Genomic DNA, 25,845 nt, shown 5'->3' on the forward strand with positions numbered 1-25,845 from the left:
CGCGCGGCTGCGCCCCGGCACCCCGCCGGGGCGCGGCCGCGCCGCACGACACCCCGTCAGGGGTAGGTCATCACCAGGCGGGCGTGCCAGGCGAGGGCGCTGGTGTCGGTGAGCGAGGCGACCTGGTCCACGACGGCGCGCAGGCGGCCGGCGTCGTCGTCGGCCTGGGAGTGCCAGGCCGCGAAGGGCGGCTCCATGACGTGCGGCGTCTCCAGCAGCGCGCGCACGAGGTCGGTGACCACCTGGCGCTCCTCGGCGTAGGTCGAGGCCTTGTCCCGGCTGGTCAGCACGAACGCGGCGGCGACCCCCTTGAGGACGGCGATCTCCACCTCGGTGGCGCGCGGCACCACGAGGTCGGCGGCGTAGCGGGTCAGCGGCCCGGGGCCGGCCACCGCGCGGGTCGCCTGCTCCGCGGCGGCGCAGAACCTGCCGATGAGCTGGCTGGTGGTGTCCTTCAGGGCCGCCAGCGACGCCCAGGAGCCGTCGTAGTGGTCCACCCAGTACGGGGTGGCCAGCAGCCGGTCGAGGGCGGCGTCCACCTCGACGTCGGCGGCGTCGGGCAGGTGCCAGGCGCGCACGGCGTCCGCGATGTGGCCGCGCTCGTCTCGGGAGGCCAGCGCGCGCAGGTCCAGCCGGCCCGCGACCACCGCGTCCTCCAGGTCGTGCACGGAGTACGCGACGTCGTCGGACAGGTCCATGACCTGCGCCTCGATGCAGCGGCGGCGGTCGGGAGCCCCGTCGCGCAGCCACGCGAACACGGCGTCGTCGCCGTCGTCGCCGCCACCGCCGCCGGGGGTGCTGCTGGCGTAGACGCCGAACTTGCGCGTCACACCGCGCGGGTCGTCCCCGGAGTGCCACGGGTACTTGGTGGTCGCGTCCAGGCTCGCCCGCGTGAGGTTGAGGCCGGCCGGGCCCCCGCCGGCGCCGTCGGGGAAGCGGGTCTTGGGCTCCAGGCGCGTCAGCAGCCGCAGCGTCTGGGCGTTGCCCTCGAAGCCGCCGATGGCGGCGGTGAGCTGCGCGAGCGCCGACTCGCCGTTGTGGCCGAACGGCGGGTGGCCGAGGTCGTGGGACAGGCACGCGGTGTCGACGACGTCCGGGTCGCAGCCCAGCGCCCCGCCCAGCTCGCGCCCCACCTGCGCCACCTCGAGGGAGTGCGTGAGGCGGGTGCGGGCGAAGTCGTCCGAGCCCGGACCCACCACCTGGGTCTTGGCGCCCAGGCGGCGCAGGGCCGAGGAGTGCAGCACGCGGGCGCGGTCACGGGCGAACGCGCTGCGCTTGTAGCTCTTGGGCGCCTCCGGGGCCCAGCGGGCTCGGGCGTGCTCGCCGTAGCCGCTGGCCTCGCCGTCCACCTCGCAGTGCGCGCCGCGGTCGTGCCGGCCCTCGGTCCGCACGCGCCTACCCGCCCGCCGTCGCGGCGGGGTCGAGCTCACCCGCGCGCACCACGTCGAGGGCGGCGCCGTCGAGCTCGCGGGAGTCGAGCCAGCCCTCGGGCAGCACCACCCGCGGCGCGGGCGAGGTGCGGCCGCGGGAGCCCTCGGCGGCCTCGCCCGGGTGGGGCTGGTCGAGGTCGAGGGTGTCGATGAGCGCGTCGAGCGCGGCCAGGGAGTCGACCAGGCCCAGCTGGGCGCGCAGGTGCCCGCCCACCACGTAGCCCTTGAGGTACCAGGCGACGTGCTTGCGGATCTCGCGGCAGCCGCGCAGCTCGTCACCGAAGTGCTCCACGAGCAGCTCGGCGTGGCGGCGCAGGGTCTCGGCCACGAAGCGCAGGCCCGGGCGCACCCGCTGGGGCTCCCCGCGCATCGCCGCCGCGAGGTCGGCGAACAGCCACGGCCGCCCGAGGCACCCGCGCCCGACCACCACGCCGTCGCAGCCGCTGCGCTCGACCAGGCGCACGGCGTCCTCGGCGGACCAGACGTCGCCGTTGCCGAGCACGGGCACGCTGGTCACGGCCTCCTTGAGGCGGGCGATCGCCTCCCAGTCGGCGGTGCCGGCGTAGCCGTCCGCGGCGGTGCGGCCGTGCAGCGCCACCCACGCGGCGCCCTCGGCCTCGGCGGTGCGGCCGGCGTCGAGGTAGGTGAGGTGCTCGGGGTCGATGCCCTTGCGCATCTTCACCGTGACCGGGACGTCGGGCCCGCTGGAGCGCTGGGCGCTGCGCACGGCGGAGCGCACCACGTCCCGGAACAGGTCGCTCTTCCAGGGCAGCGCCGAGCCACCGCCGCGGCGCGTCACCTTGGGCACCGGGCAGCCGAAGTTGAGGTCCACGTGGTCGGCGAGGTCCTCGGTGACGAGCATCCGCACCGCGGCGCCCACCGTGGTGGGGTCGACGCCGTAGAGCTGCACGCTGCGGGGGCTGGCGCCCGGCTCGTGCTGCACCAGCCGCAGGCTCTCCGGGGTGCGCTCCACCAGGGCCCGGCTGGTGACCATCTCCGAGACGTAGACGCCGGCGCCGTGCTCGCGGCACAGGCTGCGGAACGGGGCGTTGGTCACCCCGGCCATCGGCGCGAGGACCACGGGGACGTCGACGACGTGGTGCCCGAAGCGCAGCGGCGGCAGCAGGGGCGCGGCCAGCTCACCGGCCTGGCCAGGAGCGTCGAGTGCGGTGGTCACGGCACCAGTGTCCCGCACCGGTCGGCGCGCCGGGCGCAGCACGGGGGTCACCCCACGCGGGCGGTGCGCCGCTCGTGCAGGGCCGACGGCACGTCGGGGTGCAGCGGCATGACGTGCTGCATGCCGGTGATGCGGAACAGGCTGGCCACCCGGGTGCCCGTGGAGACCAGCTCGAAGGTGCGGCGGTGGGCCCGGGAGAGCTTGTAGCCCTGCACCAGCACGCCGAGCGCGTAGGAGTCGATGAAGGTCACTCGCCGCAGGTCCACCACGACGTGCTGGGCGGCGGAGGCCCCGGTGGGCCGCAGGAGCCCGCGCAGCACCTCGCGCAGCTCCGGGGCGGTCCGGATGTCCAGGTCCCCCTCGACGAGCACCACGGCGACGTCGTCGGCGCCGGGCAGGTCGCCCGTCTGGCTCGCCGTGCTCGTCGTGATGCTCATGCGTACCCCCCGGCGGCTGACCGCCCTCGTGGTGGTGGGTCAGGCCGTCGACCGCTGCGATCCTCCCAGCGCGCAGGCCGCTGAGCACCCCGGGGGCGCCTCACCTCGCCCGGTCGGGCGTCCCCCGGGCCCCGGGCGTGCGCCTGAGCGGACCCCACGCCCGCAGCGCGTCGAGGACCCCCGCGAGAGCCGGTCGCGGAACGGGCCGCCGGAGGGGCGGGGCGAGGGGTGGTCAGGCACCTCGGAGGAGGTGCCCCTTCAGCGTGACCGGGCGGCTACTCGCAAGGGGCCGATCGTCCGAGGCCCCGCAGGGCCACCACGGTCCGCTGCGGAGCGCCGGCGTCAGGCCTGCCGGAGGGACCGCCCTCGCGCACTCACCCCCACGCGTCGCGGAGGAGGTCCGCAGCCTCCGACCGCGGCAGCAGCCGCTGTCCGCCGGCGGCAGCAGCGCGAACGACGCCTGGAGCCGCCGAGCGGTCTCCTGGTCCTGCTCGGACCTGCGCCGGTGGTCCTCCGCCCCGAGCCCGGCGGGGACCCTGCCCTCGAGCAGGGTGGTCACGGCCTCCCAGGCGAGTCCGGCGGGAGAGGGGTCGACGAGCACACCCGTCCGGGCGGGACCGGCGGGACGGACACCGCGCTTCGGCCGGGTCGACAGCCGCCACGGCGGCTCGACCTCCTCGTCGCCGTCCGTGCTCCGTCGTGTCCGCGGTGCGACGTCGACGCTCCCCCACCGGACCGGGGCGTCCGGCCCGCCGGAGCGGCCCCAGCCCCTGCCCGAGACAGCCACGTCAGCCAGCGAGAGGTCGGCGGGCGCCGCCACCGGGAAGTCCAGCTCGTCCGCAGGTGGCTCCGGCAGGAGGTCCTCGTCGTCCACGACGACGATCATCGCGCTCTCAGCGCGCCGCAGGCGGGTCGGGGACGGCGGCGTAGACCTCGCCGTGGCGCGGCAGCCAGCCGAGCCGGTCCAGCGGCCACGCCCGCAGCACCACCCGTCCGACCACGGCGCCCTGCGCGACGAAGCCGCCGTCGGAGTCCTGGTGGTAGCGGGAGTCGCGGGAGTTCCCGCGGTTGTCGCCCATCACCCACAGCTGCCCGGCGGGCACCGTCACGTCGAACGGCACCTGCGTGGTGTCGGTCCCCGGCTGCAGGTAGGGCGTCTCGTCGAGGGCGACGCCGTCCACGGACGTCCGTCCTGCGGCGTCGCAGCAGACCACGTGGTCCCCGGGCAGCCCGACGACCCGCTTCACGAGGTGGCCCTGGGCGGGGTCGGGCAGCACCCGCAGGAAGACGAGGACGGCGACGGCGGCCCGGCCCACCGGTCCGCGCTGCTGCTCAGACGCACCGCCGGTCGCGGCACCCGCGGCGGAGGAGGCGCCGGTGCCGCGGTCCAGCCAGCCGCGCTGGTCCGCGAAGACCACCACGTCCCCGCGCTGCAGCGGCAGCGCGCCGGGCACCAGCGGCGTGGCGAGCACCCGGTCCCCCTCGAGCAGCGCCGGCTCCATGGAGGCGCTGGGGATGGAGAACGGGCGCGCCAGGAAGGTGGTCACCAGCAGCGACACCACCAGGGCCGCGACCACCACCACGGCCGCCTCGCGGACCGCGGCGAGCGCCCGGCGCCGACGCCGGCGCGGGCGCCGCGGGCGCAGCAGCGGCGCCTGGGTGGCGGTGCGCCCGTCGTCGTCGTCGTGGTCCACGCGACCAGTCTCACCCGCGGCCCCCGCTGCGGGGGGTCGGGCCGCGCCGGTGGCCGGCGGGGCCTCAGGCGGCCAGGGCTGAGGCGTCCGGGTCGGGCTCCTGGTCACGCCGGGGGGCCGGCCGGTCCCCCGGCATGAGGAGGACGGCGAGCAGCAGCACCACCGCCAGGGCCACCACCCCGACGAAGACCAGGTGGACGGCGTCGGCGAGCTCGGCCGGGGCCACGGTGCCGGAGTCGGCCGAGCGGCCGCCCAGGCTCGCGTTGACCACCGCCCCGAACACGGCGATGCCCACCGCGCTGCCGGCGGAGCGGGCGAACATGTTCAGGCCCGTCACCACCCCGCGCTCGCCCCAGCCGACGGCGGACTGCGCGGCGATGAGGGTGGGGGACGCGGACAGCCCCATGCCCAGGCCGATGACGAAGGAGGCCCCGGCCACCAGCGCGACGCTGGAGGAGGCGTCGAGCAGCAGGAGCATCCCCGCACCGGCCAGCACCACCACCGCCCCGACGAGCGCGGTGGAGCGCATCCCGAAGCGCAGGTACAGGCGTCCGGACTGGGAGGCCGAGACCGGCCACCCGAGGGTCAGCGCGGCGAGCGCGAAGCCCGCCACCAGCGGGCCGGTGCCGAGGCTGACCTGCACGTACGTCGGCACGTAGGAGGTCAGGGCGAGCAGCGCCGCCCCGATGCACGCCGACGCGGCGCTGGTGGCCACGAGCAGGCGGCGGCGCAGCAGGTGCAGCGGCACCACCGGGTCCGCGGCGCGGCGCTCCACCACCGCGAACAGCGCCAGCAGCAGCGCGCCGGCGGCGAAGACGCCCACGCCCGGCGCCGACGCCCACGCCCACGCCTGGCCGCCCTCGAGCACGCCCAGCACGAGCAGCGTCAGCGCCGCCGTGAGGAGGGTCGCCCCGAGGACGTCGACCTGGGCCCGTCGCCGCTCGCGCTGCTCGTGGAAGCGCCAGCCGATGGCGGCGGCCGCCACCAGGCACAGGGGGATGTTGATGAGGAAGATCCACCGCCAGCTCGTGTACTCGGAGAACACCCCGCCCAGGGTCGGTCCCACCACGGACGAGACGCCCCACACGCTGGCGATGTAGCCCTGGACCTTCGCGCGCTCGGCCACGGAGTAGACGTCCCCGACGATGGTCATGGACATCGGCTGCACCGCGCCGGCGCCCAGGCCCTGCACGGCGCGGAAGGCGATGAGCGATCCCATGCTCCACGCGGCGCCGCACAGCACCGACCCGAGCAGGAACAGGCCGATGCCGACCAGCATCACGGGCTTGCGCCCGAAGACGTCGGCCAGCTTGCCGAACACCGGCACGGTGACGGCCTGGGCGAGCAGGTAGGCGCTGAAGAGCCACGGGAACTGGGCGAAGCCGCCCAGCTCGGCCACCACGGAGGGCACCGCGGTGGCGATGACGGTGGCGTCGATGGCCACGAGGGCCGTGGACAGCATGACGCCCAGCAGGACCGGGCCGCGCTCGGACCGCAGCCCGACACCCGCGCTCGTCGAACTCACGGGCCCCAGGCTAGGTGCCCCGAGCAACCCGCAGGCGGACGGCGGTCAGGCGCCGGCACCCGCCGCGTGCTGGTGGGGGGCGTGCAGCGGCTGGTCGAGCCGCGCCAGCAGGTGCTGGCGGAAGCGCGCCGCGCGCTGGTCGGCCTGGGCCTGCGTGATCTTCCCGGCCTCCACGCGCTCGGCCAGCTGGGCCTTCTCGGCCCCGACGAGGGCGTTCACGAGGGCGTCGGTGCTGGTCCCGTGGGCCTTGGCCACGCTGGCCGGGGTGGCGCCGGGCTGGCGCAGCTCGGTGCGCAGCTGCTGCGGGGTGGTGCCCAGCAGCGCCGCTGCCGCGTCGAGCTCCGCCTTCCCCCACCCGCCCTTGCCGCCCCTGCCGCGGTGACCGCCCGCCCGGTCCGCGGCCAGCGTGGAGGCCACCCGGTCGGCCTGGGCCTGGGTCAGGGCGCCGCTCGAGACGAGCGGCGCCAGGTCCTCCGCGAGCCGCTGCTCGCGGTGCTGCTGGGAGGTGCGGGACGGCGCCGTCGCCGTCGTCGACGCGCCGGGCGCTGAGGTCGAGGCGGAGGCGGGCAGGGCCACCGCCACGCCCACCGCCAGCAGGAGCCCACCGGTGAGGGCGGCGATGGTCTTGGTGCGCACTGGTCCTCCGTGCTCGGGGCCGGCCCGCCGCCAGGTCGTCGCCGGCGGGCGCTGTCGACGGTGCGCTGCCCGGCTGTGAGCAGGCTGTCGGCCAGCCGCGACGCACCTGGTGCTGCGGGCCGCCACCTGGGAGCCTCCTGGGAGGCCCGTCAGCCGAGCAGCCAGCCGTTCGCCTCGGCCAGCCGCACCGCCTCCGCCCGGGTGCGGGCCCCGGTCTTGCCGATGGCCGCCGAGAGGTGGTTGCGGACGGTGCCCTCGGACAGCCCCAGGGCGAACGCCAGGTCGGCCGCGGTGCCGCCGTCGCGGGCGGCGCGCAGCACCTGCGTCTCCCGCTCCGTGAGCGGGCTCGTGCCGGCGGCCAGGCTCTCCGCCGCCAGCGCCGGGTCCACCACGCGCAGCCCCGCGGCCACGCGGCGGACGGCGTCGGCCAGCTCCCGGGCGGGGGTGTCCTTGACCACGAAGCCCGAGGCGCCGGCCTCCATCGCGCGGCGCAGGTAGCCCGGGCGGCCGAAGGTGGTGACCACGAGCACGCGCGTGCCCGGGCAGGCGGCGCGCACCGCGGCGGTGGCCGCGATGCCGTCCAGGCCGGGCATCTCCACGTCGAGCAGGGCGACGTCGGGGCGGTGCTCGCGCACGACCGCCACCACCTCGTCACCGCGCGACACCTCGGCGACGACGTCGAGGTCGCTCTCCAGCTGCAGCAGCGCGGCGAGCGCGCCGCGGACGAGGGCCTGGTCGTCGGCGAGCAGCAGCCGCAGCGAGGTCATGCGCGCCCGCCCTCGTCGTCGTCGGCGACGTCGACGGCGGCGGGTCCGGGGACCGTGACGGCGAGGCGGAAGCCGCCCGCGCTGGAGCGGCCCGTGCTGACCCGCGCCCCGGCGCGCCGGGCGCGCTCGGCCAGGCCGCCGAGCCCGCTGCCGTCCGGTGCGCCGTCGGCGGATCGCGCGGGGCCGCGGCCGTCGTCGCTGACCACCAGCTCCACCGACGACAGCTCCACCCAGCACTCCGAGGCGCGGGAGTGGCGGACCACGTTGGTGACGCCCTCGCGCACGGCCCACGCGAACACCTCCCGCAGCTCGGCGGGCAGCTCGGCGTCGACGCTGGCGGGCAGGTGCGCGGTGATGCCGGCGGCGGCGAGGGCCTGGCGGGCGCCGGCCAGCTCGGTGCCCAGGCTGGCCTCGCGGTACCCGGCCAGCGCCGCGCGGACGTCCGCCAGGGCGTCCCGCGAGAGGCGCTCCACCTCGTCCACCTCCGCCCTGGCGCGCTCCCGGGCGGCCTCGTCACCGGTCTCCAGCAGGCGCGAGGCGAGCTGCGCCTTGAGCGTCACCACCGTGAGGGAGTGGCCGAGGAGGTCGTGCAGGTCGCGGGCCACGCGGCCGCGCTCTTCCACCACGGCCAGGCGCGCGAGGTCCTGCTGGGCCAGGGCCAGCTGGCGGCCGCGGCGGGCGGTGGCGGTGACCCCGAAGATGGTGGTGCCGGCCAGGGCGGTGGACAGGGCGATGGAGTCGAGGTCTCCCAGGCGCGGGTCCGCGAACGGCGCGAGCAGGCAGCCGACCACGATGCCGAGGGAGATGACGACCCCCGCCACCCGCGGCAGCGCGAAGATCGCGTAGACGGCCAGGAAGACGAAGGTCGCCGCGCCGTCGACGCCGGCACCCACGAACGACAGGGCCGACAGCACGACGAGCGAGGCGAAGGTGGTCCACGCGACCCGCGGCTCCTGCTCCAGCGCCCACCCGTAGGCGTCGCGCTGGCGGTCGCGGAACGCCAGCGACCACAGGTAGAGCGCGGCGAAGGCGAGGACCGCCACCACCGAGACGGTCCCGGAGGCCCGGTCGGGGTTGCGCAGCGCCGGCAGCAGCGGGTTGAGGAGGAACACCAGCCAGACCGCCGCCATGAGCCAGCCCCAGCGGCGCCACCGCCGCGCCGCGCGCGACGGGGGCGTCGGGGGCGACAGGGGTGCCGACGACGACGCCGACGACGACGCCGACGACGACGGCGCGACGCCGGCCGCGGCAGCGGTGGCTGCGGCGGCCGGGGCGCTCGTCCTCACGGGAGCGATGGTCACACGCGGGCGGTGTCGCGGCGGAACAGCCAGGCCGCGGCGGCGCCGAACAGCAGTGCCCACACCACCAGGCTGGCCGCGCCGGCAGCGACGCTCGACTCGTGGGCGAAGGGGTGGCGGGCCAGCACGCTGGGGCCCCACGCGGGGGTGAGGGCGGCGATGTGCCGCATCGTCGTCCCGAAGATCGACAGCGGGACGAAGAGGCCGCCCACCATCGCCAGCAGCGACATCCCAGCACCCACCACCTGCATCGCGTTCTCCGCGGGCACGAGGTAGCCGACGGCCAGCCCGAGCGCCGCGAACGGGACGGCGCCCAGCCACGCGGCGAGCGCGGCCACGGCCCAGTCCCCCGCGGGCAGGCGGCCGCCCATGACGGCCCCCACCGCCAGGACGACGACGACGGGCAGCGCCGCCAGCACCAGCGCCGTCAGGACCTTGGTGACCACCTGGGCGGCGGGGCGCAGCGGCGTGAGGCGCAGCTGGCGGCTCCAGCCCGTGCTGCGCTCGATGGAGACGGCGGCTCCGGTGACCGCCGCGGCGACCATCGCGCCGTAGACGGCGAAGTTGACCGCCACGTACGCCTTGCCCTGCGGGTCGGACTGCGCGCCGGAGAAGCTCAGGACGAACACCACCGGGAGCACCACGCTGAAGACGAGGGTGCGCCGGTTGCGCAGGAGCCGCCGCAGCTCGAGGCGGACGTAGGTCGGGTTGACCAGCGGGCGGCGCACCGCGCCCGTCGTCGTCAGCGCCGTCGTGGTGGCCGTCGTGGTGGCCGTGGTGGTGGTCATCGCTGCTCCTGCGAGGTGCTGGGGGTGCCGGTGGTGGGCTGGGTGAGGGCCACGAAGGTGTCCTCCAGGCCGCGGGACGTGACCTCGAGGTCACGGCTCGGGGTCCGGGTGAGCAGGTGGCGGGCCAGGGCGTCGGAGTCGGTGGTGTGCGCCGTGACGGTGCTGCCCGCCAGGGAGACGGACTCGACGCCGTCCAGGTCGCCGAGGCGGTCCACCTCCGCGGGGGTGGCGCCCGGCCAGGTGGCGCGCACCGTGCGACCGGAGGACATGGCGCGCACCTGCGCGGCGGTGCCGTCGGCCACCACGCGCCCGCGGCTGACCAGCACCACGCGGTCGGCGTAGGCGTCGGCCTCCTCGAGGTAGTGGGTCGCGAAGACCACGGTGCGGCCCTTGGCCGCATCCGCCTGGATGGCGCCCCAGAAGGCGCGGCGGCCCTCGACGTCCATCCCGGTGGTGGGCTCGTCGAGCACGAGCAGGCGCGGGTCGGGCAGGAGCGCCAGGGCGAAGCGCAGCCGCTGCTGCTCACCGCCGGAGCACTTCCCCACCCGGCGGCCGGCGATCCCCGCGATGCCGGCGCGCTCCATGACGGCGTACAGCGGCTGGTGGCTGGCGAACAGGCTCGCGGTGAGCTGCACCGTCTCGGCCACGGTGAGGTCCTTGAGCAGGCCGCCGGTCTGCATGACCGCGGAGATCCACCCCCGGTCCACCGCGTCGCGCGGCGTGGTGCCGCACACCTCCACGGTGCCCGAGGTGGGCTGGGCCAGGCCGAGCACCACGTCGAGGGTGCTGGTCTTGCCGGCGCCGTTCGGCCCGAGGAAGGCCACCACCTCTCCGGGCTCGATGCGCAGGTCGATGCCGTCGACGGCGGTGACCGCGCCGAAGCGCTGGGTGAGACCGCGCAGGAGGAGGGCCGGGGCGCCGGGGGCGGGGGCTGCGGGGTGGGCCGCGCGCGCGGTCCCCCGGGGCTGCGCGCCCCGCGCGGTGGTGGTCGCTGTGCTCATGGGACGAGCCTGGCGGCCGGGGGCCCGCCGTCCCTGGGCCTGGCGTCACGACCTGCCCGTGACAGGTGTCAGGGGTGGGGCTCAGCGGGCGCGGGCCAGCCGGTACTCGACCTCCGGGCGGCCCGTGCCGCCGTAGCGCTGGTGCCGCTCGAGCTCACCGGCCTCCGTGAGGTGCTCCAGGTAGCGACGGGCGGTGACCCGGGAGGTGCCGCACGTGGCCGCCACCTCCGAGGCGGAGGCGCCCACCGCGGGACCCGCCGCGGTGACCGCTCGGCGCACCGCCTCCAGGGTCTCCGGCGCCAGCCCTGAGGGCAGGGCCGCCCCGGCGCTGCTGCGCAGGGCGGCGAAGGCGCGGTCGACGTCGCCCTGGTCCAGCGGGGCCTCGCGCGCGTCGTCGCCGTGCAGCTGGGCGCGGAAGTCGAGGTAGCGGGTCAGCTTCTCCTCGAAGGAGCGGCGGGTGAACGGCTTGAGCAGGTACTGCACCACGCCCAGGGAGACGGCCGCGCGCACGGCGTGCAGGTCGCGGGTGGACGTGACGGCGATGACGTCACCGGTCCAGCGGGCGGCCCGCAGGGAGCGCACCAGGTCGAGCCCGTGCCCGTCGGGCAGGTCGAGGTCGAGCAGCACGAGGTCCACCGGCGCCTCGCGGGGGGCGGCCCTCAGCACGGCGACCGCGTCGCGGACCGTCCCCGCGGTGCCCGCCAGCACCAGGCCCCGCACCCCGGTGACGTACTGGGCGTGCGCTGCCGCCAGGACCGCCTCGTCCTCCACGACCAGCACCCGCACCGCACCGCTCACGCGAGGCCCGCCAGCGGGAGCCGCACCTCGAACGTGGAGCCGTCGACGTCCACCGTGCCGCGGCGGCGGCGGACCACCTGGTCGACCAGGGACAGCCCCAGCCCCCGTCCCGCGGCGGTCGCGGCCACCTTGGTGGTCCAGCCGCGGGTGAAGGCGGCGTCGACGAGGTCGTCGGGCAGGCCGGGGCCGCTGTCGCTGACCCTGAGCAGCAGGTCCGGGCCGTCAGGGCGCACGCCCACGAGGACCTCGCGCCCCTCGCCGTCGGCGCGGGCGTCCAGGCCGGCCACCGCGTCGACGGCGTTGTCGATGAGGTTGCCGAGCACCGTGACCAGGTCGCGTCCCGCCGACGGGCTGGTGGCGAGCCCGGCAGGCAGGAACGAGCCCGGCTCCACCTGCACGGTCACGGCCCGCTCCGCGGCCTGGGCGGTCTTGCCCAGCAGCACCGCGGCCACCACCGGCTCCTCGATGCTCTCCACCACCCGGTCGGTGAGCCGCTGGCTGACCGCCAGCTGCTCGACGGCGTACTCGACAGCACGGTCGGGGTGCCCCGTCTCCACGAGGACGACGACGGTGTGCAGGCGGTTGGCGGCCTCGTGCGCCTGTGAGCGCAGCGCCTCCGACAGCGCCCGGGTGGAGTCGAGCTCACCGGTGAGCTCCTCCAGCTCGGTGCGGTCGCGCAGGGTCATCACCGTCCCGTGACGGCGCCCCGCCCACTCCACCCGCGACTGGCTGACCACGAGCACCCGCTCGTCCGTGAGGTGGGTCTCGTCGGTGGCCTCGCGCCCGTCCACCAGCAGGTCGCGCAGCGAGGGAGCCACCGGGAGACCGGCCGCGGGGCTGCCCACCGGGTCCGCGCCGGCCCCGTCCAGGCCCAGCAGGCGCCGGCCCTCGTCGTTGGCCACCCCCACCCTGCCGCTCGGGTCGACGACGACGAGCCCCTCGCGCACCGAGTGCAGCACCGCCTCGTGGGAGGAGTACATGCGCTCGAGCTCCTCGCTGCCCATGCCGTGCGTCTGGCGGCGCAGGCGCCGGGACACCAGGGCGCTGCCCGCGAGCGCCACGAGCATGAGGCCCCCGAGGGCGGCCAGCGGCACGGGCAGGCTGCGCAGGAACTCCTGGTCCAGCTGCGCGGTGGTCACCCCGACGGCCACGAGCGCCACCACGGGGCGTCCGCCGTCCGCCGCCGTCGTCGTCGTCCCGAAGACGGGGACGACGGCCCGCACCGAGGCCCCGAGGGTGCCGGTGTAGGTCTCGGTGTAGGGCTGGCCGGCCAGGGCCTGCTCGCGCGAGCCCAGGTAGGTCCTGCCGATCTCCGCCGGGTTCGGGTGGGTCCAGCGGGTGCCGTCGGGCGCCATGATCGTGATGAAGGAGATCCCGGCCTCGGAGCGGACGGCCTCGGCGAAGGGCTGCAGGGCCGCGGTCGCGCTGCCCGGGTCGGTGCGCTCGGCGGCCGCGGCCTGGACCACCTCGGGGCTCAGCGCGATGGCCTCGGCGATGCCCAGCACGCGCTGGGAGGCGGCAGCCTGGTCGCGGCGCACGTCGAGCACCGCGTCGAGGGCGGCGACCCCGAGGAGCAGGACGACGAGCAGAGCCGCCTGCAGGGCGAGCAGCTGACGCGCGAGCGACATCGCCCGCACCCGGGACCCGAGCACCCCCACAGGATGCAGTGCTGGTCGCGGGCTGTGAACACAAGGTTCACAACGACGACACCCCCGGCGGCACCGGGCAGCCTTCAGGACAGACGGGCTGTGACCCGTGGCACACCGGAGCGGAGCAGCCCCGGTCTCACGACGACGTGGAGGTGCGCTGATCATGAGCAGCTCGGCAGCTGCGGTCCCGGCCGGGACCGCCCCCAGGAAGCACAGGGACAAGTCCCACTGGCTGTACATCGCGGTGATCGTCGCGGTGGCGGCCGGCATCGTCCTGGGCCTGACCGCCCCGGAGACCGCCAAGGGCATGAAGCCCATCGGTGACGCCTTCATCTCGCTGGTCAAGATGATGATCGGCCCGGTGATCTTCTGCACCATCGTCCTGGGCATCGGTTCCATCCGGAAGGCAGCGACCGTCGGCAAGGTCGGCGGCATCGCCCTCGGCTACTTCCTGGCGATGTCGACGTTCGCCCTGGTCATCGGCCTCATCGTCGGCAACGTCATCCACCCCGGTGACGGGCTGACCATCTCCGACGCCAGCGCGGCTGCGGCGCAGAAGGCCGCGGCGACCGCCGCCGAGGCCTCGGCGGAGCACCCCGGCGTCATCGGCTTCATCACCGGCCTCATCCCCACCACGCTGTTCTCGGCGCTCGTGCAGGAGCAGGTGCTGCAGGTCCTCGCCGTCGCGCTCCTCGTCGGCTTTGCGCTCCAGACCATGGGCGACGCCGGCAAGCCGCTGCTCGACCTGGTCGGCCACGTGCAGAAGCTCGTCTTCAAGATCCTCGCCTGGGTGATGTGGCTGGCCCCGATCGGCGCGTTCGGCGCCATCGCCGCCGTGGTCGGCGCCACCGGCGTCGACGCCCTCAAGGCGCTCGCCATCCTCATGGGCGCCTTCTACCTGACCTGCGCCGTCTTCGTCTTCGTCATCCTCGGCACGATCCTGCGGATCGCCACCGGCGTGAACATCTTCAGCCTGCTGAAGTACCTCGGCCGCGAGTTCCTGCTCATCGTCTCGACGTCCTCCTCCGAGACCGCGCTGCCCCGCCTCATCGCCAAGATGGAGCACCTGGGCGTGGCCCGTCCCGTCGTCGGGATCGTCGTGCCGACCGGGTACTCCTTCAACCTCGACGGCACCGCGATCTACCTGACGATGGCCTCGATCTTCATCGCCGACGCCATGGGCACCCCGCTGTCCGTCAGCGCCCAGATCGGCCTGCTGCTCTTCATGATCCTCGCCTCCAAGGGCGCCGCCGGCGTCACCGGCGCCGGCCTGGCCACCCTCGCCGGCGGCCTCTCGGCCCACGCCCCGGCCCTGGTCCCCGGTGTCGGCTTCATCGTGGGCATCGACAGGTTCATGTCCGAGGCCCGCGCCGTCACCAACTTCTCCGGCAACGCGGTGGCCACGGTGCTCGTCGGCACCTGGACCAAGCAGATCGACTCCGGCCGCGTCAAGGCCGTCCTCTCCGGCGGCCTGCCCTTCGACGAGTCGAGCCTCGCGGCCGACAGCGCCCACGGCGCCCCGACCGCCGGCCCGGTGGCCCCGTCCCAGCTCGCCGGTGACCTCGACCTCTCGGGCGACCGTCCGCTGGCGGGCAGCACCCAGCGCTGACGCCGCACCTCCCGACGCCCGGACGCCGGTCTCCCCCGAGGAGGCCGGCGTCCGGTGCGTCTGCGCCCGTCCCCTCTTGGCTCAGGGTGGCCCTGGTCCGATGTCGATGGACCGGGGCCACCCTGAGCCATCGAGGAGGCGGGCAGGCGTCAGGCGGACGAGGCGCCGGCCTGCTCCCGCTCGCTGCTGATCCGCCCGAGCACGGCGCGCTCGATGCGCGTGGCGTCCGCGTCGGCGAGGTCGATGAAGCTGAGGGCCACCTCGGCGCGCTCGGCGTCGACGCGCACGACGCGGGCGGCGGCGGTGACGGTCTCCTCGGCGTCGACCTCCACCACCAGCTCCACCTCGTCGTCGGCGGCGGCGCCGAGGTTGGCCAGGGCGGCGTCGGTGGCGAGCACCACGCGGGCGCCGGTGCGCGACAGGTCGATGGTGCGGGCGGCGGCGGCCACCCTGCCGCGCAGCTGCGCGCGGCGGGCGATGTCGGCGCGGGGCTCGGCGCGCTGCTGCTCGGTGGCCAGGGCCAGCACACCGGTGAGCATGAGCTCGCCGTCGACGGCGGTGCCCTCGGCCACCGCCTCGAGCACCACGGCGGCACCGCCGGCGGTCTGCAGGTGCGCCCACACGGGTTCGTCGGCGAGGGAGGCGGCCCCCGCGTCGTCGAGGGTGACGACGGCGGTGGCGACGAGCCCGGCGGGGCTCGTGCTCCAGTCGGACAGCGTCCCGCGCTGCTCGGGCCCCCCGGAGATCGGCAGGAGGCGCACGGGGCCGCCCACCGGCGGCACCTGGTCGGGGGTCACGAACACGCTGGCCACCCTAGGGGTGACGGCGTGTCGCAGTCAGCGTTTCCGCAGGAGCGGACCACCGGCCGCCCTCAGCGGACGGCCGGTGGTCCCCCCCCGCGGGGGCGGGCTGGAGCCGGGAGGGCCCGGGGTCAGCAGCCGACGAGGTGGCTCGCCAGGTAGCCCTGCACCTGGTCCAGCGCCACGCGCTCCTGCGTCATCGTGTCGCGCGAGCGGACCGTGACGGCCTGGTCCTCGAGGGTGTCGAAGTCGACGGTGAGGCAGAACGGCGTGCCGATCTCGTCCTGGCGGCGGTAGCGGCGGCCGATGGCGCCGGCGTCGTCGAAGTCGACGTTCCAGTTCTTCCGCAGCTGCGCGGCCAGGTCGCGAGCCTTGGGCGAGAGGTCCTCCGAGCGCGACAGCGGCAGCACCGCGGCCTTGACCGGGGCCAGGCGGTGGTCCAGGCGCAGCACGGTGCGCTTGTCGACCCCGCCCTTGGCGTTGGGGGCCTCGTCCTCGGCGTACGCCTCCACGAGGAAGGCCATGAGGGAGCGGGTCAGGCCGGCCGCGGGCTCGATGACGTACGGCACCCAGCGCTCGCCCTTGCCCTGGTCGAAGTAGCTCAGGTCGGTGCCCGAGTGCTCCGAGTGCGTCTTGAGGTCGAAGTCGGTGCGGTTGGCGATGCCCTCGAGCTCGCCCCACTCCGAGCCCGAGAAGCCGAAGCGGTACTCGATGTCGACGGTGCGCGTCGAGTAGTGGCTGAGCTTCTCCTTCGGGTGCTCGTAGTGGCGCAGGTTCTCCCGCGCGATGCCCAGGTCGACGTACCAGTCGGTGCGGTCGTCGATCCAGTACTGGTGCCACGTCTCGTCGGTGCCGGGCTCGACGAAGAACTCCATCTCCATCTGCTCGAACTCGCGGGTGCGGAAGATGAAGTTGCCCGGCGTGATCTCGTTGCGGAACGACTTGCCGATCTGGCCGATGCCGAACGGCGGCTTCTTGCGCGCCGAGCCCATGACGTTGGCGAAGTTCACGAAGATGCCCTGCGCGGTCTCGGGGCGCAGGTAGTGCAGCCCGGACTCGTCCTCGACGGGACCCAGGTGGGTCTTGAGCATCATGTTGAAGTCGCGGGGCTCGGTCCAGCGGCCGCGGGTGCCGCAGTTGGGGCAGGTGATCTCCTCCAGGCCCCCGTTCTCCCCGGCGGGCGCGCGGCCCTTCTTCTCCTCGAACTCCTCGGCCAGGTGGTCGGCGCGGTAGCGCTTGTGGCACTGCTGGCACTCGGTGAGGGGGTCGGTGAAGACGCCGACGTGGCCGGAGGCCACCCAGGTCTGCCGCGGCAGGATGACGGAGGAGTCCAGGCCGACGACGTCGTCGCGGCTGGTGACCACCGAGCGCCACCACTGGCGCTTGATGTTCTCCTTCAGCTCCACGCCCAGCGGCCCGTAGTCCCACGCCGAGCGGGTGCCGCCGTAGATCTCCCCGGAGGGGAAGACGAAGCCGCGCCGCTTGGCGAGGCTGACGACGTCGTCGAGGCTGGACTTCTTCTTGCTGGGCTTGGTGCTGGGAGCGCTCACGGCGGGGACCCTCTCCGGCTGGTGTGTCGGTGGACGCTCCAGCCTAGGACCGCCGCCGTGGACGACGACGGCGGCCGTCGGGCCCCTCAGCGGCCGAGGACGAAGTCGATGGCCGTCTCGCGGAACTGGCGCGACACCGGGGCGTTGAAGTGGTGGCGCCCGGGGATCTCGTAGAACCGGGCCCCGGGCGTGGCCCCGGCCAGGCGCCGGGAGCCCTCGATGATCCCGTCCTCGCTGCCGGTGCAGAACAGCACCGGCACGCGGGGCGGGTCGTGCGGGTCGGGGTCGTCGTCCGGACCGCCGCGGCGCAGCCCCTCGACCAGCGCCACGAGGGCGTTGACGTCGTTGCCGGGGACGGCGCTCGCCATGGTGAGGTACCCGGCGGTGACGCGGTCGGAGGGCTGCTCGCCGGTGGCGAGGGCGTGCCGGGCCTCCTCGGTGCGGAACCGGGTCAGCGGGGCGCCGTCGGGGATGCCGCCGAGCACGGCGCGGCTGATGCGCTCGGGCATGTCCAGGGCGGCGCGCCAGCCGACGCGGGCGCCGAGGGAGTAGCCCACGTAGGCCACCTCCGAGACGCCGTAGGTGTCGAGCACCACCCGCAGGTCCTCCACGAGGTGGTCCACCGAGTACGCCTCGCGGGTGTGGGGCTTCTCGGAGGCGCCGTGGCCCCGCTGGTCCACGCCGAGCACGCGCACGCCCGCCCGCTGCAGGTCGCGCACCCAGCCCGTGCGGACGTAGTTGGCCACGAAGCTCGACGCGAAGCCGTGGACGGCCAGGACGACCGGCGCGTCCACCGGGCCGTCGGAGGCGCCCAGGTCGTAGGTGGCGATGCGTCGGCGGTCCTCCGTCACCACCAGGCGCGGTGTCGGCTGGTGGTCGAGCGGGGCGTCGGTGGGCACCGGGGGATCTTCCCAGGTCCCTCGCAGGTGCGGGGGCCGTGGTGCCCAGGCCCCTCAGGAGGAGTGGCGCTCCAGGAAGGCGTACACCTCGGCGTCGTCCACGCCGGGGAAGGACCCGCTGGGCAGCGGGGCGAGGACGTGGGCGTGCATGGTGGCCGAGGGCCAGCTCCTGCCGGCCCAGCGGTCGGCCAGGTCCGCCGGCGGGCGCCGGCAGCAGCCCTCGTCGGGGCAGGAGGAGCGTGCGCGCACCGGCGTGTCGCGTCCGCGGAACCACTTGGCGTGCACGTAGGGCACGCCCACGGTGATGGAGAACCGCTTGCCGGTGGCGTCGCGGCCGGTCTGCGCGCTGCACCAGAAGGTGCCCGCGGGGGTGTCGGTGTACTGGTGGAACTCCGTGGTGCGGTCGCGCTGGGAGAAGACCGCGCGGGCGGCCCAGCGCCGGCAGACGTACTGGCCCTCCACAGCGCCGCCGGCGTCGGCGGGGAAGCCCACGCCGTCGTCCTCGTACCCCTTGGTCAGCGAGCCGTCCTCGGTGACGCGCAGGAAGTGCACGGGGATGCCGAGGTCGTGCATGGCGAGGTTGGTGAGGCGCCAGGCGGCGGTCTCGTGGGTGATGCCGAACGCGTCGCGCAGGTCCTCCACGGCGAGGTCCTTGGCGGTCTTGGCGGCGCTGAGCAGCTCCACGGCGGGGGTGCGGGGCACCAGGCAGGCCGAGGCGTAGTAGTTGATCTCCATGCGCTGGCGCAGGAAGTCGGCGTAGTCCACCGGCGCGGAGTGCCGCAGCAGCTGGTGGGCCATGGCCTGCAGCGCCAGCGAGCGCAGCCCGTGCCCGCCGGGGATCGAGACGGGCGGCAGGTAGATCCTGCCGTTCTCCAGGTCGGTGACGGTGCGGGTGGAGTGGGGCAGGTCGTCGACGTGGATGATCGTCAGGCCGAGGTCGGCCGCCATCCGGGCCACGGTCCGGTGGGTGAGGGGCCCACCGGTGTGGCGCGCCGCCCGCAGCTGGCGCTCGGCGAGCTCCTCCAGCTCGGGCAGGTGGTTGTGCACCGCGCGCATGGTCTGGCGGAGCTCGGTGTTGGCCCGGCGGGCCTCCTCGGGGGTGGCGCTGGTGGCCTCGTCCCGGCGCCGCAGCTCGCTGTGCAGCCCCACGAGCGCCTCGAGCGCGTCGGTGGGCAGGGTCTTGGAGGGCCTGACGGCGGGCAGCCCCAGCCGCGCGTACGCCGGGCTGGCCTGGGCGCGGCCGAGGGCGATCTCGAGGGCGGCGCGCCGGGTGGGCGGCTCGGGGTCGAGCAGCGCCCCGACCGGCACCCCGAGCGCCGAGGCGAGCGCCGAGAGCAGCCCGAGGCGGGGCTCGCGGTGCCCGTTCTCCACCAGGGAGAGCTGGCTGGCCGACACACCGGTGTCGGCCGCCAGCTGGTCGAGGGTCAGTCCGCGCTGGCTGCGCAGGTGCCGGACGCGCCGCCCGAGGGTCAGCGGGTCGGCCGCGTTCGGCGACGTCGTCATGGACTTGACGCTACCGCAAGAATCCTGCTTCTTCACTGACCTGCAGGCTTTAAGAGCACCGCCGGGCGGGGAATCCTCGAGGCAGACGCCCAGTCCCACCCACGAGGGAGAGCCCCATGACGCTCATCGACGACGCCCCCGCCACCACCGGCTCCGAGGTCCCCGACGTCCGCGCCTGGGTGGCGCGGATCGCCGAGCTCACCCAGCCGGCTCGCGTGGTGTGGTGCGACGGCTCCGCCGCCGAGCGCCACCGCCTCATCAGCATGGGCGTGCGCAAGGGCACCCTCGAGCCGCTGCCGGAGCCGCACTACGGCAGCTACCTGGCGCGCTCGGCCCCCGACGACGTCGCCCGCGTCGAGGACCGGACCGTCATCGCCACCGCCGACCCCGACGACGCCGGCCCCACCAACAACTGGCGCGACCCGGTGGACCTCGAGGCCGAGCTCCTCGAGCTGTTCGAGGGCAGCATGCGGGGCCGCACCATGTGGGTGGTGCCCTTCTCCATGGGCCCGGTCGGCGGTCCCCTCTCCCAGCTCGGCGTGCAGGTGACCGACTCCCTCTACGCCGTGCTCTCGATGGGCACGATGACCCGCGTGGGCACCGCCGCCCGCGAGCTCATCGAGGCCGGGGCCCCGTGGGTGCCCGGTGTCCACTCCGTCGGCTACCCGCTGGAGAACGAGTTCGGCCAGCAGGTCCGCGAGGACGTGCCGTGGCCCTCCAACGAGACCAAGCTCATCGCCCACTTCCCCGAGAGCCGGCAGATCTGGAGCTACGGCTCCGGCTACGGCGGCAACGCCCTGCTGGGCAAGAAGTGCTTCGCCCTGCGCATCGCCTCCGCCATGGGCCGCGAGGAGGGCTGGCTGGCCGAGCACATGCTGCTGGTGCGCGTCACGACGCCGGAGGGGAAGCGGTACCACGTGGCCGGGGCCTTCCCCTCCGCCTGCGGCAAGACCAACTTCGCGATGATGACGCCCAGCCTGCCCGGGTGGAAGGTCGAGACCCTCGGCGACGACATCGTCTGGATGCGCCGCGACGAGCAGGGGCGCCTGCGCGCCATCAACCCCGAGGCGGGCTTCTTCGGGGTGGCCCCCGGCACGTCCGAGGCCACCAACCCCGCCGCCCACCAGATGCTGTGGGGCGGCACCATCTTCACGAACTGCGCCCAGACCCCTGACGGCGACGTGTGGTGGGAGGGGCTGACGGCCACGCCGCCGCAGGGCCTTGTCGACTGGACCGGGCAGCCGTGGTCGCCGGAGTCCGGCAGGCCCGCCGCCCACCCCAACGCCCGGTTCACCGTGGCGGCGGAGCAGTGCCCGACGCTGGCCGACTCCTGGGACGACCCCGAGGGCGTCGTCCTCGACGCGGTCCTCTTCGGCGGCCGCCGGGCCACCACCGTGCCGCTGGTCGCCCAGGCCCGTGACTGGTCGCACGGGGTGTTCCTGGGCGCCACGATGGCCTCGGAGAAGACCGCCGCCGCGGAGGGCACCGTCGGGGAGGTGCGCCGCGACCCGTTCGCGATGCTGCCCTTCACCGGCTACAACGCCGCCGACCACTGGAGCCACTGGCTCGAGCAGGGCGAGCTGCTCGGCGAGCACGCCCCCGCCCTGTTCTCCGTCAACTGGTTCCGCAAGGACGCCGACGGCGGCTTCCTGTGGCCGGGCTTCGGTGACAACAGCCGCGTGCTGGAGTGGGTGGTGGGCCGCCTCGAGGGCCGTCTGGACGCCGTGGACACCCCCGCCGGTCTCGTCCCGCGGACGGAGGACCTCGACGTCACCGGGCTCGACCTCGCCCCGGGGACGCTCGAGGAGCTGCTCAGCGCCGACCCGGCCGACTACGCCCGCGAGGCCGACGGCGTGGCCGAGCTGTTCGCGCTCTTCGGTGACCGGGTCCCCGCCCCGCTGCTGGCCCAGCTCGGGGAGCTGCGCCGGCGCACCGGTGGCGCCCAGGACGCCGCGTGAACCGCTGGTCGCTGAAGAGCGACCGCCGTCCCGGCCTCGTCAGGCTCACCGAGCCCAGCGGCCGGGACGGTCGGGACGGCCGGTCAGCCGGTCTGACCGCCAGCCGGGCCCGCACCCGCGGGCTCGGCCTCGGCCGGCCGGTCCAGGGCTCCTCCGTAGCGGCGGTCGCGGCGGGCGTAGTCCTCGACGGCGCGCCACAGGACGCGGCGGTCGACGTCGGGCCAGGGCGTGTCGACGAACATCAGCTCCGCGTAGGCGGACTGCCACAGCATGAAGTTGGACGTGCGCTGCTCACCGCTGGTGCGCAGGAAGAGGTCGACGTCCGGTAGGTCGGGCTCGTCGAGGTGGCGGGCCAGGGCGCGCTCGTCGATCTTCTCCGGGTCGAGCCGCCCGGCCGCCACCTCGCGGGCCAGCGCCTTGGCGGCGTCGGCGATCTCCGCCCTGCCGCCGTAGTTGACGCACATCGTCAGGGTGCAGGTGGAGTTGTCGGCGGTCAGCTGCTCGGCCTCCTCCAGCTCCTTGATGACACTGCGCCACAGCCGGGGACGGCGACCCGCCCAGCGGACGCGCACGCCCCACTCGTGCATGGTGTCGCGGCGACGGCGGATGACGTCGCGGTTGAAGCCCATGAGGAAGCGCACCTCCTCCGGGGAGCGCTTCCAGTTCTCGGTGGAGAACGCGTAGGCGGAGACGTGCTGCACGCCGATCTCGATGGCCCCGGCGACCACGTCCAGCAGGGACGCCTCGCCCATCTTGTGGCCCTCCACGCGCGGCAGCCCGCGCGCGTTGGCCCACCGCCCGTTGCCGTCCATGACGATGGCCACGTGCCGCGGCACCAGCTCGGCCGGCACGGCCGGGGGCCGCGCCCCCGAGGGGTGCGGGGGCGGCGGGACGACGGGCGCCGTGCGGCGCGCCGCTCCCGTCGTCGACGACGACCGGCGGCCCCTCACCGCGCGGTCCCCCTGGTCGACGCCCTGGTCTGCACAACCCGGGTCACGCGCTCACGCCCTCTCCACCAGGGGCAGCGACCGCACCGCCCGCTCCAGGTGCCACTGCAGGTAGGCGGCCACCAGGCCGCTGCCCTCCCGGCGCTGGCGCACCTCGGAGGCGTCGGCACGGTCCCAGTCTCCCGAGAGCAGCTGCTGCAGGAGGGCCAGGGTCCGCGCGTCGGGCGCCGCGGCGCCCGGCGGGCGGCACTCCCGGCACACCACACCGCCGGAGGCCACCGCGAACGCGGGGTGGTCGACCACCGCCGCGCTGGGGTCCCCGCAGACCGCGCACGCCGCCAGGCTCGCGCCCCAGCCCGCCACGGCCATGGCGCGCAGCAGGTAGGCGTCGAGCACGAGCGAGGCGTCGTGCTGGCCGCCGGCGAGGGTGCGCAGCGCCCCCACCACCAGCAGGAACTGCTGCGTGGCCGGCTCGCGCTCCTCGCTGGTCATCCGCTCGGCGGTCTCGGCGATGGCGGCCGCGGCGGTCCAGCGGGCGTAGTCCTCGGCGAGGAACCGCCCGTACGGAGCCAGGGTCTCCACCTGCTGGACGACGTCGAGGGAGCGACCCACGTGCAGCTGCACGTCGAGCAGCATGTACGGCTCCAGCCGCGCCCCGAAGCGGCTGGACGTGCGCCGCACGCCCTTGCCGACGGCGCGGACCCGGCCGTGGTGGCGCGTCAGCAGCGTGACGATCCGGTCCGCCTCGCCCAGCTTGTGGGTGCGCAGGACCACGGCTTCGTCCCGGTAGGTGCGCACGGCCTCATCGTGCCGCACGGCCCCGACAGACCTACCGTCATCCGCATGACCAGCACGTCCAGCACCGCGGGCGCACGCGGCGCCAGCCGCTCGGCGCGGTCCACCGACACCGCGCGCACCACCGCCGTCCTCGTCAGCGCCGTCGTCGCCCTCGTGGGCGGCTTCCTCGGCTCGGGCGCCGTGGTCGGCACCCCCATCGACCAGGCAGCCGGTGGCGCCCTGTCCGCCAGCGCCACGCTCGTGGCCCCGGCGGGCCCGGCGTTCGGCATCTGGTCGGTCATCTACGCCGGGCTGCTCGCCCTGGCGGTCTACCAGCTGCTCCCCGCCCAGCGCCACGACGCGCGCCAGCGCGCCACCGGGTGGTGGGTGGTGGCGTCGCTGCTGCTCAACGCCGCATGGATCCTCACCGCGCAGGCGGGCTCGGTGAACGGGGCGCTCGTGGTGATCGCACTGCTGCTGGCGGTGCTCGTGGTGGCCTTCGTCCGGCTGCGCGCCACCGCCGCGACGCGCCGCGGCGAGAGCCGCCCGGCCTCCCCGCTGCAGCTGGTGCTGCTGGACGGCGTCATCGGGCTCTACCTCGGGTGGGTCAGCATCGCCACGGTCGCCAACGCGGCGGCGGCGCTCGCCGCGGCCGGTCTGCCGGTCACGGGCGCGCTCGCCACCGCGCTCGCCGTCGTCGTCCTCGTGGTGGCCGCGGGGGTCGGCTGGCTGCTGGCCGTGGGCGGGCAGGGACGGGTGGCCCCGGCGCTGTCGCTCGCGTGGGGCCTGGCCTGGATCGCGGTGGGCCGCTGGTCCGGGCAGCCGGAGGCGCCGGTGGTCTCGGTGGTCGCCGTGCTGGCGGCCGTCGCGGTGCTCGCCGCGCCGCTGGTGGTCCGCGCCCGGGGCGTGCGCCCCACCGCTGCCTGAGCGCCGGCGCCCAGGGGTCCCCTCAGGAGGCGCGGCGGACCACGGCGCGCGAGCGGCCGCGCCGCTTCGCGTCGAGCATGGCGGCGTCCGCTGACGGCAGCACCGCCGCCGCGGGCAGCGGACCGGTCACCCCCACCGACACCGTCACCCGCAGCCCCGGTGCCAGCCGCCCCCAGGGCAGGGCGGCCACCTCGTCGACCACCCGCTGGCCGAGCGCGGCGAGGTCGCGCGCGGTGGCGCTGAGCACCACGAACTCGTCCCCGCCGTAGCGGGCCACGAGGTCGTGCCCGCGGGTGACCTCCTCGAGCAGCGCGGCCACCCGGCGCAGCACCTCGTCCCCCACCTCGTGGGAGAAGGTGTCGTTGACGGACTTGAACCTGTCCACGTCCACGAAGCAGGCGGCGACCGCGGTGCCGTCCCGCGCGGCCGCCGCGAGCGCCTCGTCCAGGCCGCGGCGGTTGGCCACACCCGTGAGGGGGTCGGTGAGGACGGCCAGGGCGGCGGCGTCGTGGGCCTCCGCGGCGCGGCGGGCGCGGCGGCGGGCCTCCAGCTCGGAGACCAGCGACCGGCTGGTGGCGGCGGTGCGCACCAGCAGCGCCTGGGCCAGCTCGCGCCAGCGGTCGGGGCGGGTGTCGTCACCGTCGCGCTGCCGGCGCTCCTCGGCGTCCAGCTCGGCCAGGGCGGCGAGCGCCGTGTAGGTCCACACGCCCGGCTCGGTGCGGTGGGTCTCGGCGAGGGCCTCGTCGAGGTGGGCGCGGGCCGCGGCGACGTCCCCGCGGCGGCGGGCCTCACCGGCCAGGTGCAGGCGCGCCATGACGCCCTCGACGCGGCCCGTCAGCGCCCCGGACCTGGTCTCCCCCAGCAGCCCGGTGCCCGCGGCGGCGGCGCTGGCCGCGGCGTGGTCTCCCAGGCGCTGCCAGGCGAGCGCCTCCGCGGCCGTGGAGCGCAGGACGTGCGAGGGCTCGCCCTCCAGGTGCCCGCGGCGGCGCCAGCGCAGCGACAGCGCCAGCACCCCGCACCACTGCCGGTCCGCGGCGGCGCGCTCGCCGCGCAGCTCGGCGCTGGCGGCGCGCTCGGCCACCAGCAGCACCAGCTCGGGCAGCACGTTGAGCTCGGTGACGCCGGGGGTGCCGGGCACGTCGGCCAGCACGCGGCGCAGCAGCACCTCGGCCTCGGGGTAGGCGCCGGCCGCCTGCAGCGCCAGCCCGGCGGCCATGGTGGCCGAGAGCCGGTTCACGTGCCGGGAGCCGGCGGTGTCCAGCAGGTCGAGGGCCTCGGCGAGGTGCTCGACGGCGCGGGCGGGGCGGCCACCGGTGAAGGCGACCTCGGAGGCCAGGGCCAGCGCCTTGGCGCGCCACAGCGGGTCCTGCCCGTCGGAGACGCCGAGCAGGTCCTCGAGGTGGTCTCCCGCGCGCTCCAGCTCGGCCAGCTCCACCAGGGCGAGGGCGGCCACGTACCGCAGGTACCTGCCGGTGCTGCGGTCCCCGAGGGCCTCGACCCAGGGCAGCGCCGCTTCGCAGCGCGCCGTGCAGTCGGCGAACTCGCAGTCGTCCAGGAGGTCCCCCGTCGCCTCCACGACGGCGTGGAAGGGCCCCGGGAGCCCGTGCACCACGAGCGTTCCAGCAGCCACGTCGACCTCCCCCGGCCGAGCGCCCCCGCGCTCCTCCGTCAGCCG

The 25,845-nt window shown here is 75.7% G+C and carries 22 protein-coding genes; 3 read left to right on the forward strand and 19 right to left on the reverse strand.

Annotated features, from left to right (window positions below):
• Nucleotides 1-56: 56 nt before the first annotated feature.
• The 12 genes from H7K62_RS15015 to H7K62_RS15070 form a co-directional block, all read right to left on the reverse strand.
• Nucleotides 57-1,391, reverse strand: coding sequence for a deoxyguanosinetriphosphate triphosphohydrolase (locus H7K62_RS15015; protein WP_370591793.1), 1,335 nt, complete (start codon nucleotides 1,389-1,391; stop codon nucleotides 57-59).
• A 4-nt stretch (nucleotides 1,392-1,395) separates the two neighbouring features.
• Entirely contained in the window at nucleotides 1,396-2,607 is a 1,212-nt protein-coding gene (dusB, locus tag H7K62_RS15020; protein WP_370591794.1) for a tRNA dihydrouridine synthase DusB, read from the reverse strand.
• A gap of 47 nt (nucleotides 2,608-2,654) precedes the next feature.
• On the reverse strand, nucleotides 2,655-3,044 hold the full coding sequence (locus H7K62_RS15025) for an STAS domain-containing protein (protein WP_186719734.1): 390 nt from the start codon (nucleotides 3,042-3,044) through the stop codon (nucleotides 2,655-2,657).
• An 893-nt stretch (nucleotides 3,045-3,937) separates the two neighbouring features.
• On the reverse strand, nucleotides 3,938-4,738 hold the full coding sequence (gene lepB, locus H7K62_RS15030) for a signal peptidase I (RefSeq protein ID WP_370591795.1): 801 nt from the start codon (nucleotides 4,736-4,738) through the stop codon (nucleotides 3,938-3,940).
• A gap of 64 nt (nucleotides 4,739-4,802) precedes the next feature.
• Complete coding sequence (locus H7K62_RS15035; RefSeq protein WP_186719891.1) at nucleotides 4,803-6,200, reverse strand: MDR family MFS transporter; 1,398 nt, start codon at nucleotides 6,198-6,200, stop codon at nucleotides 4,803-4,805.
• A 108-nt stretch (nucleotides 6,201-6,308) separates the two neighbouring features.
• Nucleotides 6,309-6,899, reverse strand: coding sequence for a hypothetical protein (locus H7K62_RS15040; RefSeq protein WP_186719736.1), 591 nt, complete (start codon nucleotides 6,897-6,899; stop codon nucleotides 6,309-6,311).
• A gap of 149 nt (nucleotides 6,900-7,048) precedes the next feature.
• The gene (locus H7K62_RS15045) at nucleotides 7,049-7,666 is read right to left on the reverse strand and encodes a response regulator transcription factor (RefSeq protein WP_186719738.1); all 618 of its coding nucleotides are present in this window, start codon (nucleotides 7,664-7,666) and stop codon (nucleotides 7,049-7,051) included.
• On the reverse strand, nucleotides 7,663-8,952 hold the full coding sequence (locus H7K62_RS15050; RefSeq protein WP_186719740.1) for a sensor histidine kinase: 1,290 nt from the start codon (nucleotides 8,950-8,952) through the stop codon (nucleotides 7,663-7,665). The genes H7K62_RS15045 and H7K62_RS15050 overlap by 4 nt, the downstream gene beginning before the upstream one ends.
• Nucleotides 8,953-8,963: 11 nt before the next feature.
• Nucleotides 8,964-9,752, reverse strand: a complete 789-nt coding sequence (locus H7K62_RS15055; protein WP_186719741.1) for an ABC transporter permease — start codon at nucleotides 9,750-9,752, stop codon at nucleotides 8,964-8,966.
• A complete protein-coding gene (locus H7K62_RS15060) occupies nucleotides 9,749-10,753 on the reverse strand; it encodes an ABC transporter ATP-binding protein (protein ID WP_186719743.1) in 1,005 nt (334 codons plus the stop codon). Before H7K62_RS15060 ends, H7K62_RS15055 begins: the two co-directional genes overlap by 4 nt.
• 81 nt (nucleotides 10,754-10,834) lie before the next feature.
• On the reverse strand, nucleotides 10,835-11,551 hold the full coding sequence (locus H7K62_RS15065) for a response regulator (protein ID WP_186719744.1): 717 nt from the start codon (nucleotides 11,549-11,551) through the stop codon (nucleotides 10,835-10,837).
• The gene (locus H7K62_RS15070; RefSeq protein ID WP_222437664.1) at nucleotides 11,548-13,203 is read right to left on the reverse strand and encodes a sensor histidine kinase; all 1,656 of its coding nucleotides are present in this window, start codon (nucleotides 13,201-13,203) and stop codon (nucleotides 11,548-11,550) included. The genes H7K62_RS15065 and H7K62_RS15070 overlap by 4 nt, the downstream gene beginning before the upstream one ends.
• Before the next feature lie 160 nt (nucleotides 13,204-13,363).
• Here H7K62_RS15070 and H7K62_RS15075 point away from each other — a divergent pair, with 160 nt between their 5' ends.
• Entirely contained in the window at nucleotides 13,364-14,809 is a 1,446-nt protein-coding gene (locus tag H7K62_RS15075) for a cation:dicarboxylate symporter family transporter (protein ID WP_186719745.1), read from the forward strand.
• A 149-nt stretch (nucleotides 14,810-14,958) separates the two neighbouring features.
• Here H7K62_RS15075 and H7K62_RS24080 read toward each other — a convergent pair whose 3' ends face one another.
• The 4 genes from H7K62_RS24080 to H7K62_RS15095 all read right to left on the reverse strand — a co-directional run bounded on the left by H7K62_RS24080 (nucleotide 14,959) and on the right by H7K62_RS15095 (nucleotide 19,561).
• Nucleotides 14,959-15,612, reverse strand: coding sequence for a PilZ domain-containing protein (locus H7K62_RS24080; protein WP_186719746.1), 654 nt, complete (start codon nucleotides 15,610-15,612; stop codon nucleotides 14,959-14,961).
• Nucleotides 15,613-15,740: 128 nt separating this feature from the next.
• Nucleotides 15,741-17,159 carry a glycine--tRNA ligase gene (locus tag H7K62_RS15085; RefSeq protein WP_186719747.1) on the reverse strand — a complete coding sequence of 473 codons (1,419 nt, stop codon included), beginning with the start codon at nucleotides 17,157-17,159 and terminating at the stop codon, nucleotides 15,741-15,743.
• Nucleotides 17,160-17,245: 86 nt separating this feature from the next.
• A complete protein-coding gene (locus H7K62_RS15090) occupies nucleotides 17,246-18,058 on the reverse strand; it encodes an alpha/beta fold hydrolase (RefSeq protein ID WP_186719748.1) in 813 nt (270 codons plus the stop codon).
• 54 nt (nucleotides 18,059-18,112) lie between these two features.
• A complete protein-coding gene (locus H7K62_RS15095; protein ID WP_186719749.1) occupies nucleotides 18,113-19,561 on the reverse strand; it encodes a helix-turn-helix domain-containing protein in 1,449 nt (482 codons plus the stop codon).
• Between the two features lie 116 nt (nucleotides 19,562-19,677).
• Here H7K62_RS15095 and H7K62_RS15100 point away from each other — a divergent pair, with 116 nt between their 5' ends.
• Nucleotides 19,678-21,519 (forward strand): phosphoenolpyruvate carboxykinase (GTP), encoded by a 1,842-nt coding sequence (locus H7K62_RS15100; RefSeq protein WP_186719751.1) that lies wholly within the window; start codon nucleotides 19,678-19,680, stop codon nucleotides 21,517-21,519.
• Nucleotides 21,520-21,602: 83 nt separating this feature from the next.
• On the opposite strand, the gene H7K62_RS15105 is transcribed toward H7K62_RS15100, so the two are convergent.
• Both H7K62_RS15105 and recO read right to left on the reverse strand, forming a co-directional pair.
• Entirely contained in the window at nucleotides 21,603-22,469 is an 867-nt protein-coding gene (locus H7K62_RS15105) for an isoprenyl transferase (RefSeq protein WP_186719753.1), read from the reverse strand.
• A 51-nt stretch (nucleotides 22,470-22,520) separates the two neighbouring features.
• Nucleotides 22,521-23,264 (reverse strand): DNA repair protein RecO, encoded by a 744-nt coding sequence (gene recO, locus H7K62_RS15110; protein ID WP_186719755.1) that lies wholly within the window; start codon nucleotides 23,262-23,264, stop codon nucleotides 22,521-22,523.
• A gap of 45 nt (nucleotides 23,265-23,309) precedes the next feature.
• Between recO and H7K62_RS15115 the strand changes: the two genes are divergently transcribed.
• Nucleotides 23,310-24,170 (forward strand): tryptophan-rich sensory protein, encoded by an 861-nt coding sequence (locus tag H7K62_RS15115; RefSeq protein ID WP_186719759.1) that lies wholly within the window; start codon nucleotides 23,310-23,312, stop codon nucleotides 24,168-24,170.
• Between the two features lie 22 nt (nucleotides 24,171-24,192).
• Here the strand turns inward: H7K62_RS15115 and H7K62_RS24085 are convergent, their stop codons facing one another.
• The gene (locus H7K62_RS24085; protein ID WP_186719760.1) at nucleotides 24,193-25,800 is read right to left on the reverse strand and encodes a GGDEF domain-containing protein; all 1,608 of its coding nucleotides are present in this window, start codon (nucleotides 25,798-25,800) and stop codon (nucleotides 24,193-24,195) included.
• Nucleotides 25,801-25,845: the final 45 nt, after the last annotated feature.

This window comes from Quadrisphaera sp. RL12-1S (genome assembly GCF_014270065.1).
Classification (GTDB): domain Bacteria; phylum Actinomycetota; class Actinomycetes; order Actinomycetales; family Quadrisphaeraceae; genus Quadrisphaera.

Bases quoted from the DNA above. Each gene is read 5' to 3' on its own strand.
- H7K62_RS15095 (WP_186719749.1), bottom strand. From the start codon at position 19,561: ATGACGACGTCGCCGAACGCGGCCGACCCGCTGACCCTCGGGCGGCGC.
- H7K62_RS15045 (WP_186719738.1), bottom strand. From the start codon at position 7,666: ATGACCTCGCTGCGGCTGCTGCTCGCCGACGACCAGGCCCTCGTCCGC.
- H7K62_RS15025 (WP_186719734.1), bottom strand. From the start codon at position 3,044: ATGAGCATCACGACGAGCACGGCGAGCCAGACGGGCGACCTGCCCGGC.
- H7K62_RS15100 (WP_186719751.1), top strand. From the start codon at position 19,678: ATGACGCTCATCGACGACGCCCCCGCCACCACCGGCTCCGAGGTCCCC.
- H7K62_RS15035 (WP_186719891.1), bottom strand. From the start codon at position 6,200: ATGCTGTCCACGGCCCTCGTGGCCATCGACGCCACCGTCATCGCCACC.
- H7K62_RS15075 (WP_186719745.1), top strand. From the start codon at position 13,364: ATGAGCAGCTCGGCAGCTGCGGTCCCGGCCGGGACCGCCCCCAGGAAG.
- H7K62_RS15060 (WP_186719743.1), bottom strand. From the start codon at position 10,753: ATGAGCACAGCGACCACCACCGCGCGGGGCGCGCAGCCCCGGGGGACC.
- H7K62_RS15055 (WP_186719741.1), bottom strand. From the start codon at position 9,752: ATGACCACCACCACGGCCACCACGACGGCCACCACGACGGCGCTGACG.
- H7K62_RS15115 (WP_186719759.1), top strand. From the start codon at position 23,310: ATGACCAGCACGTCCAGCACCGCGGGCGCACGCGGCGCCAGCCGCTCG.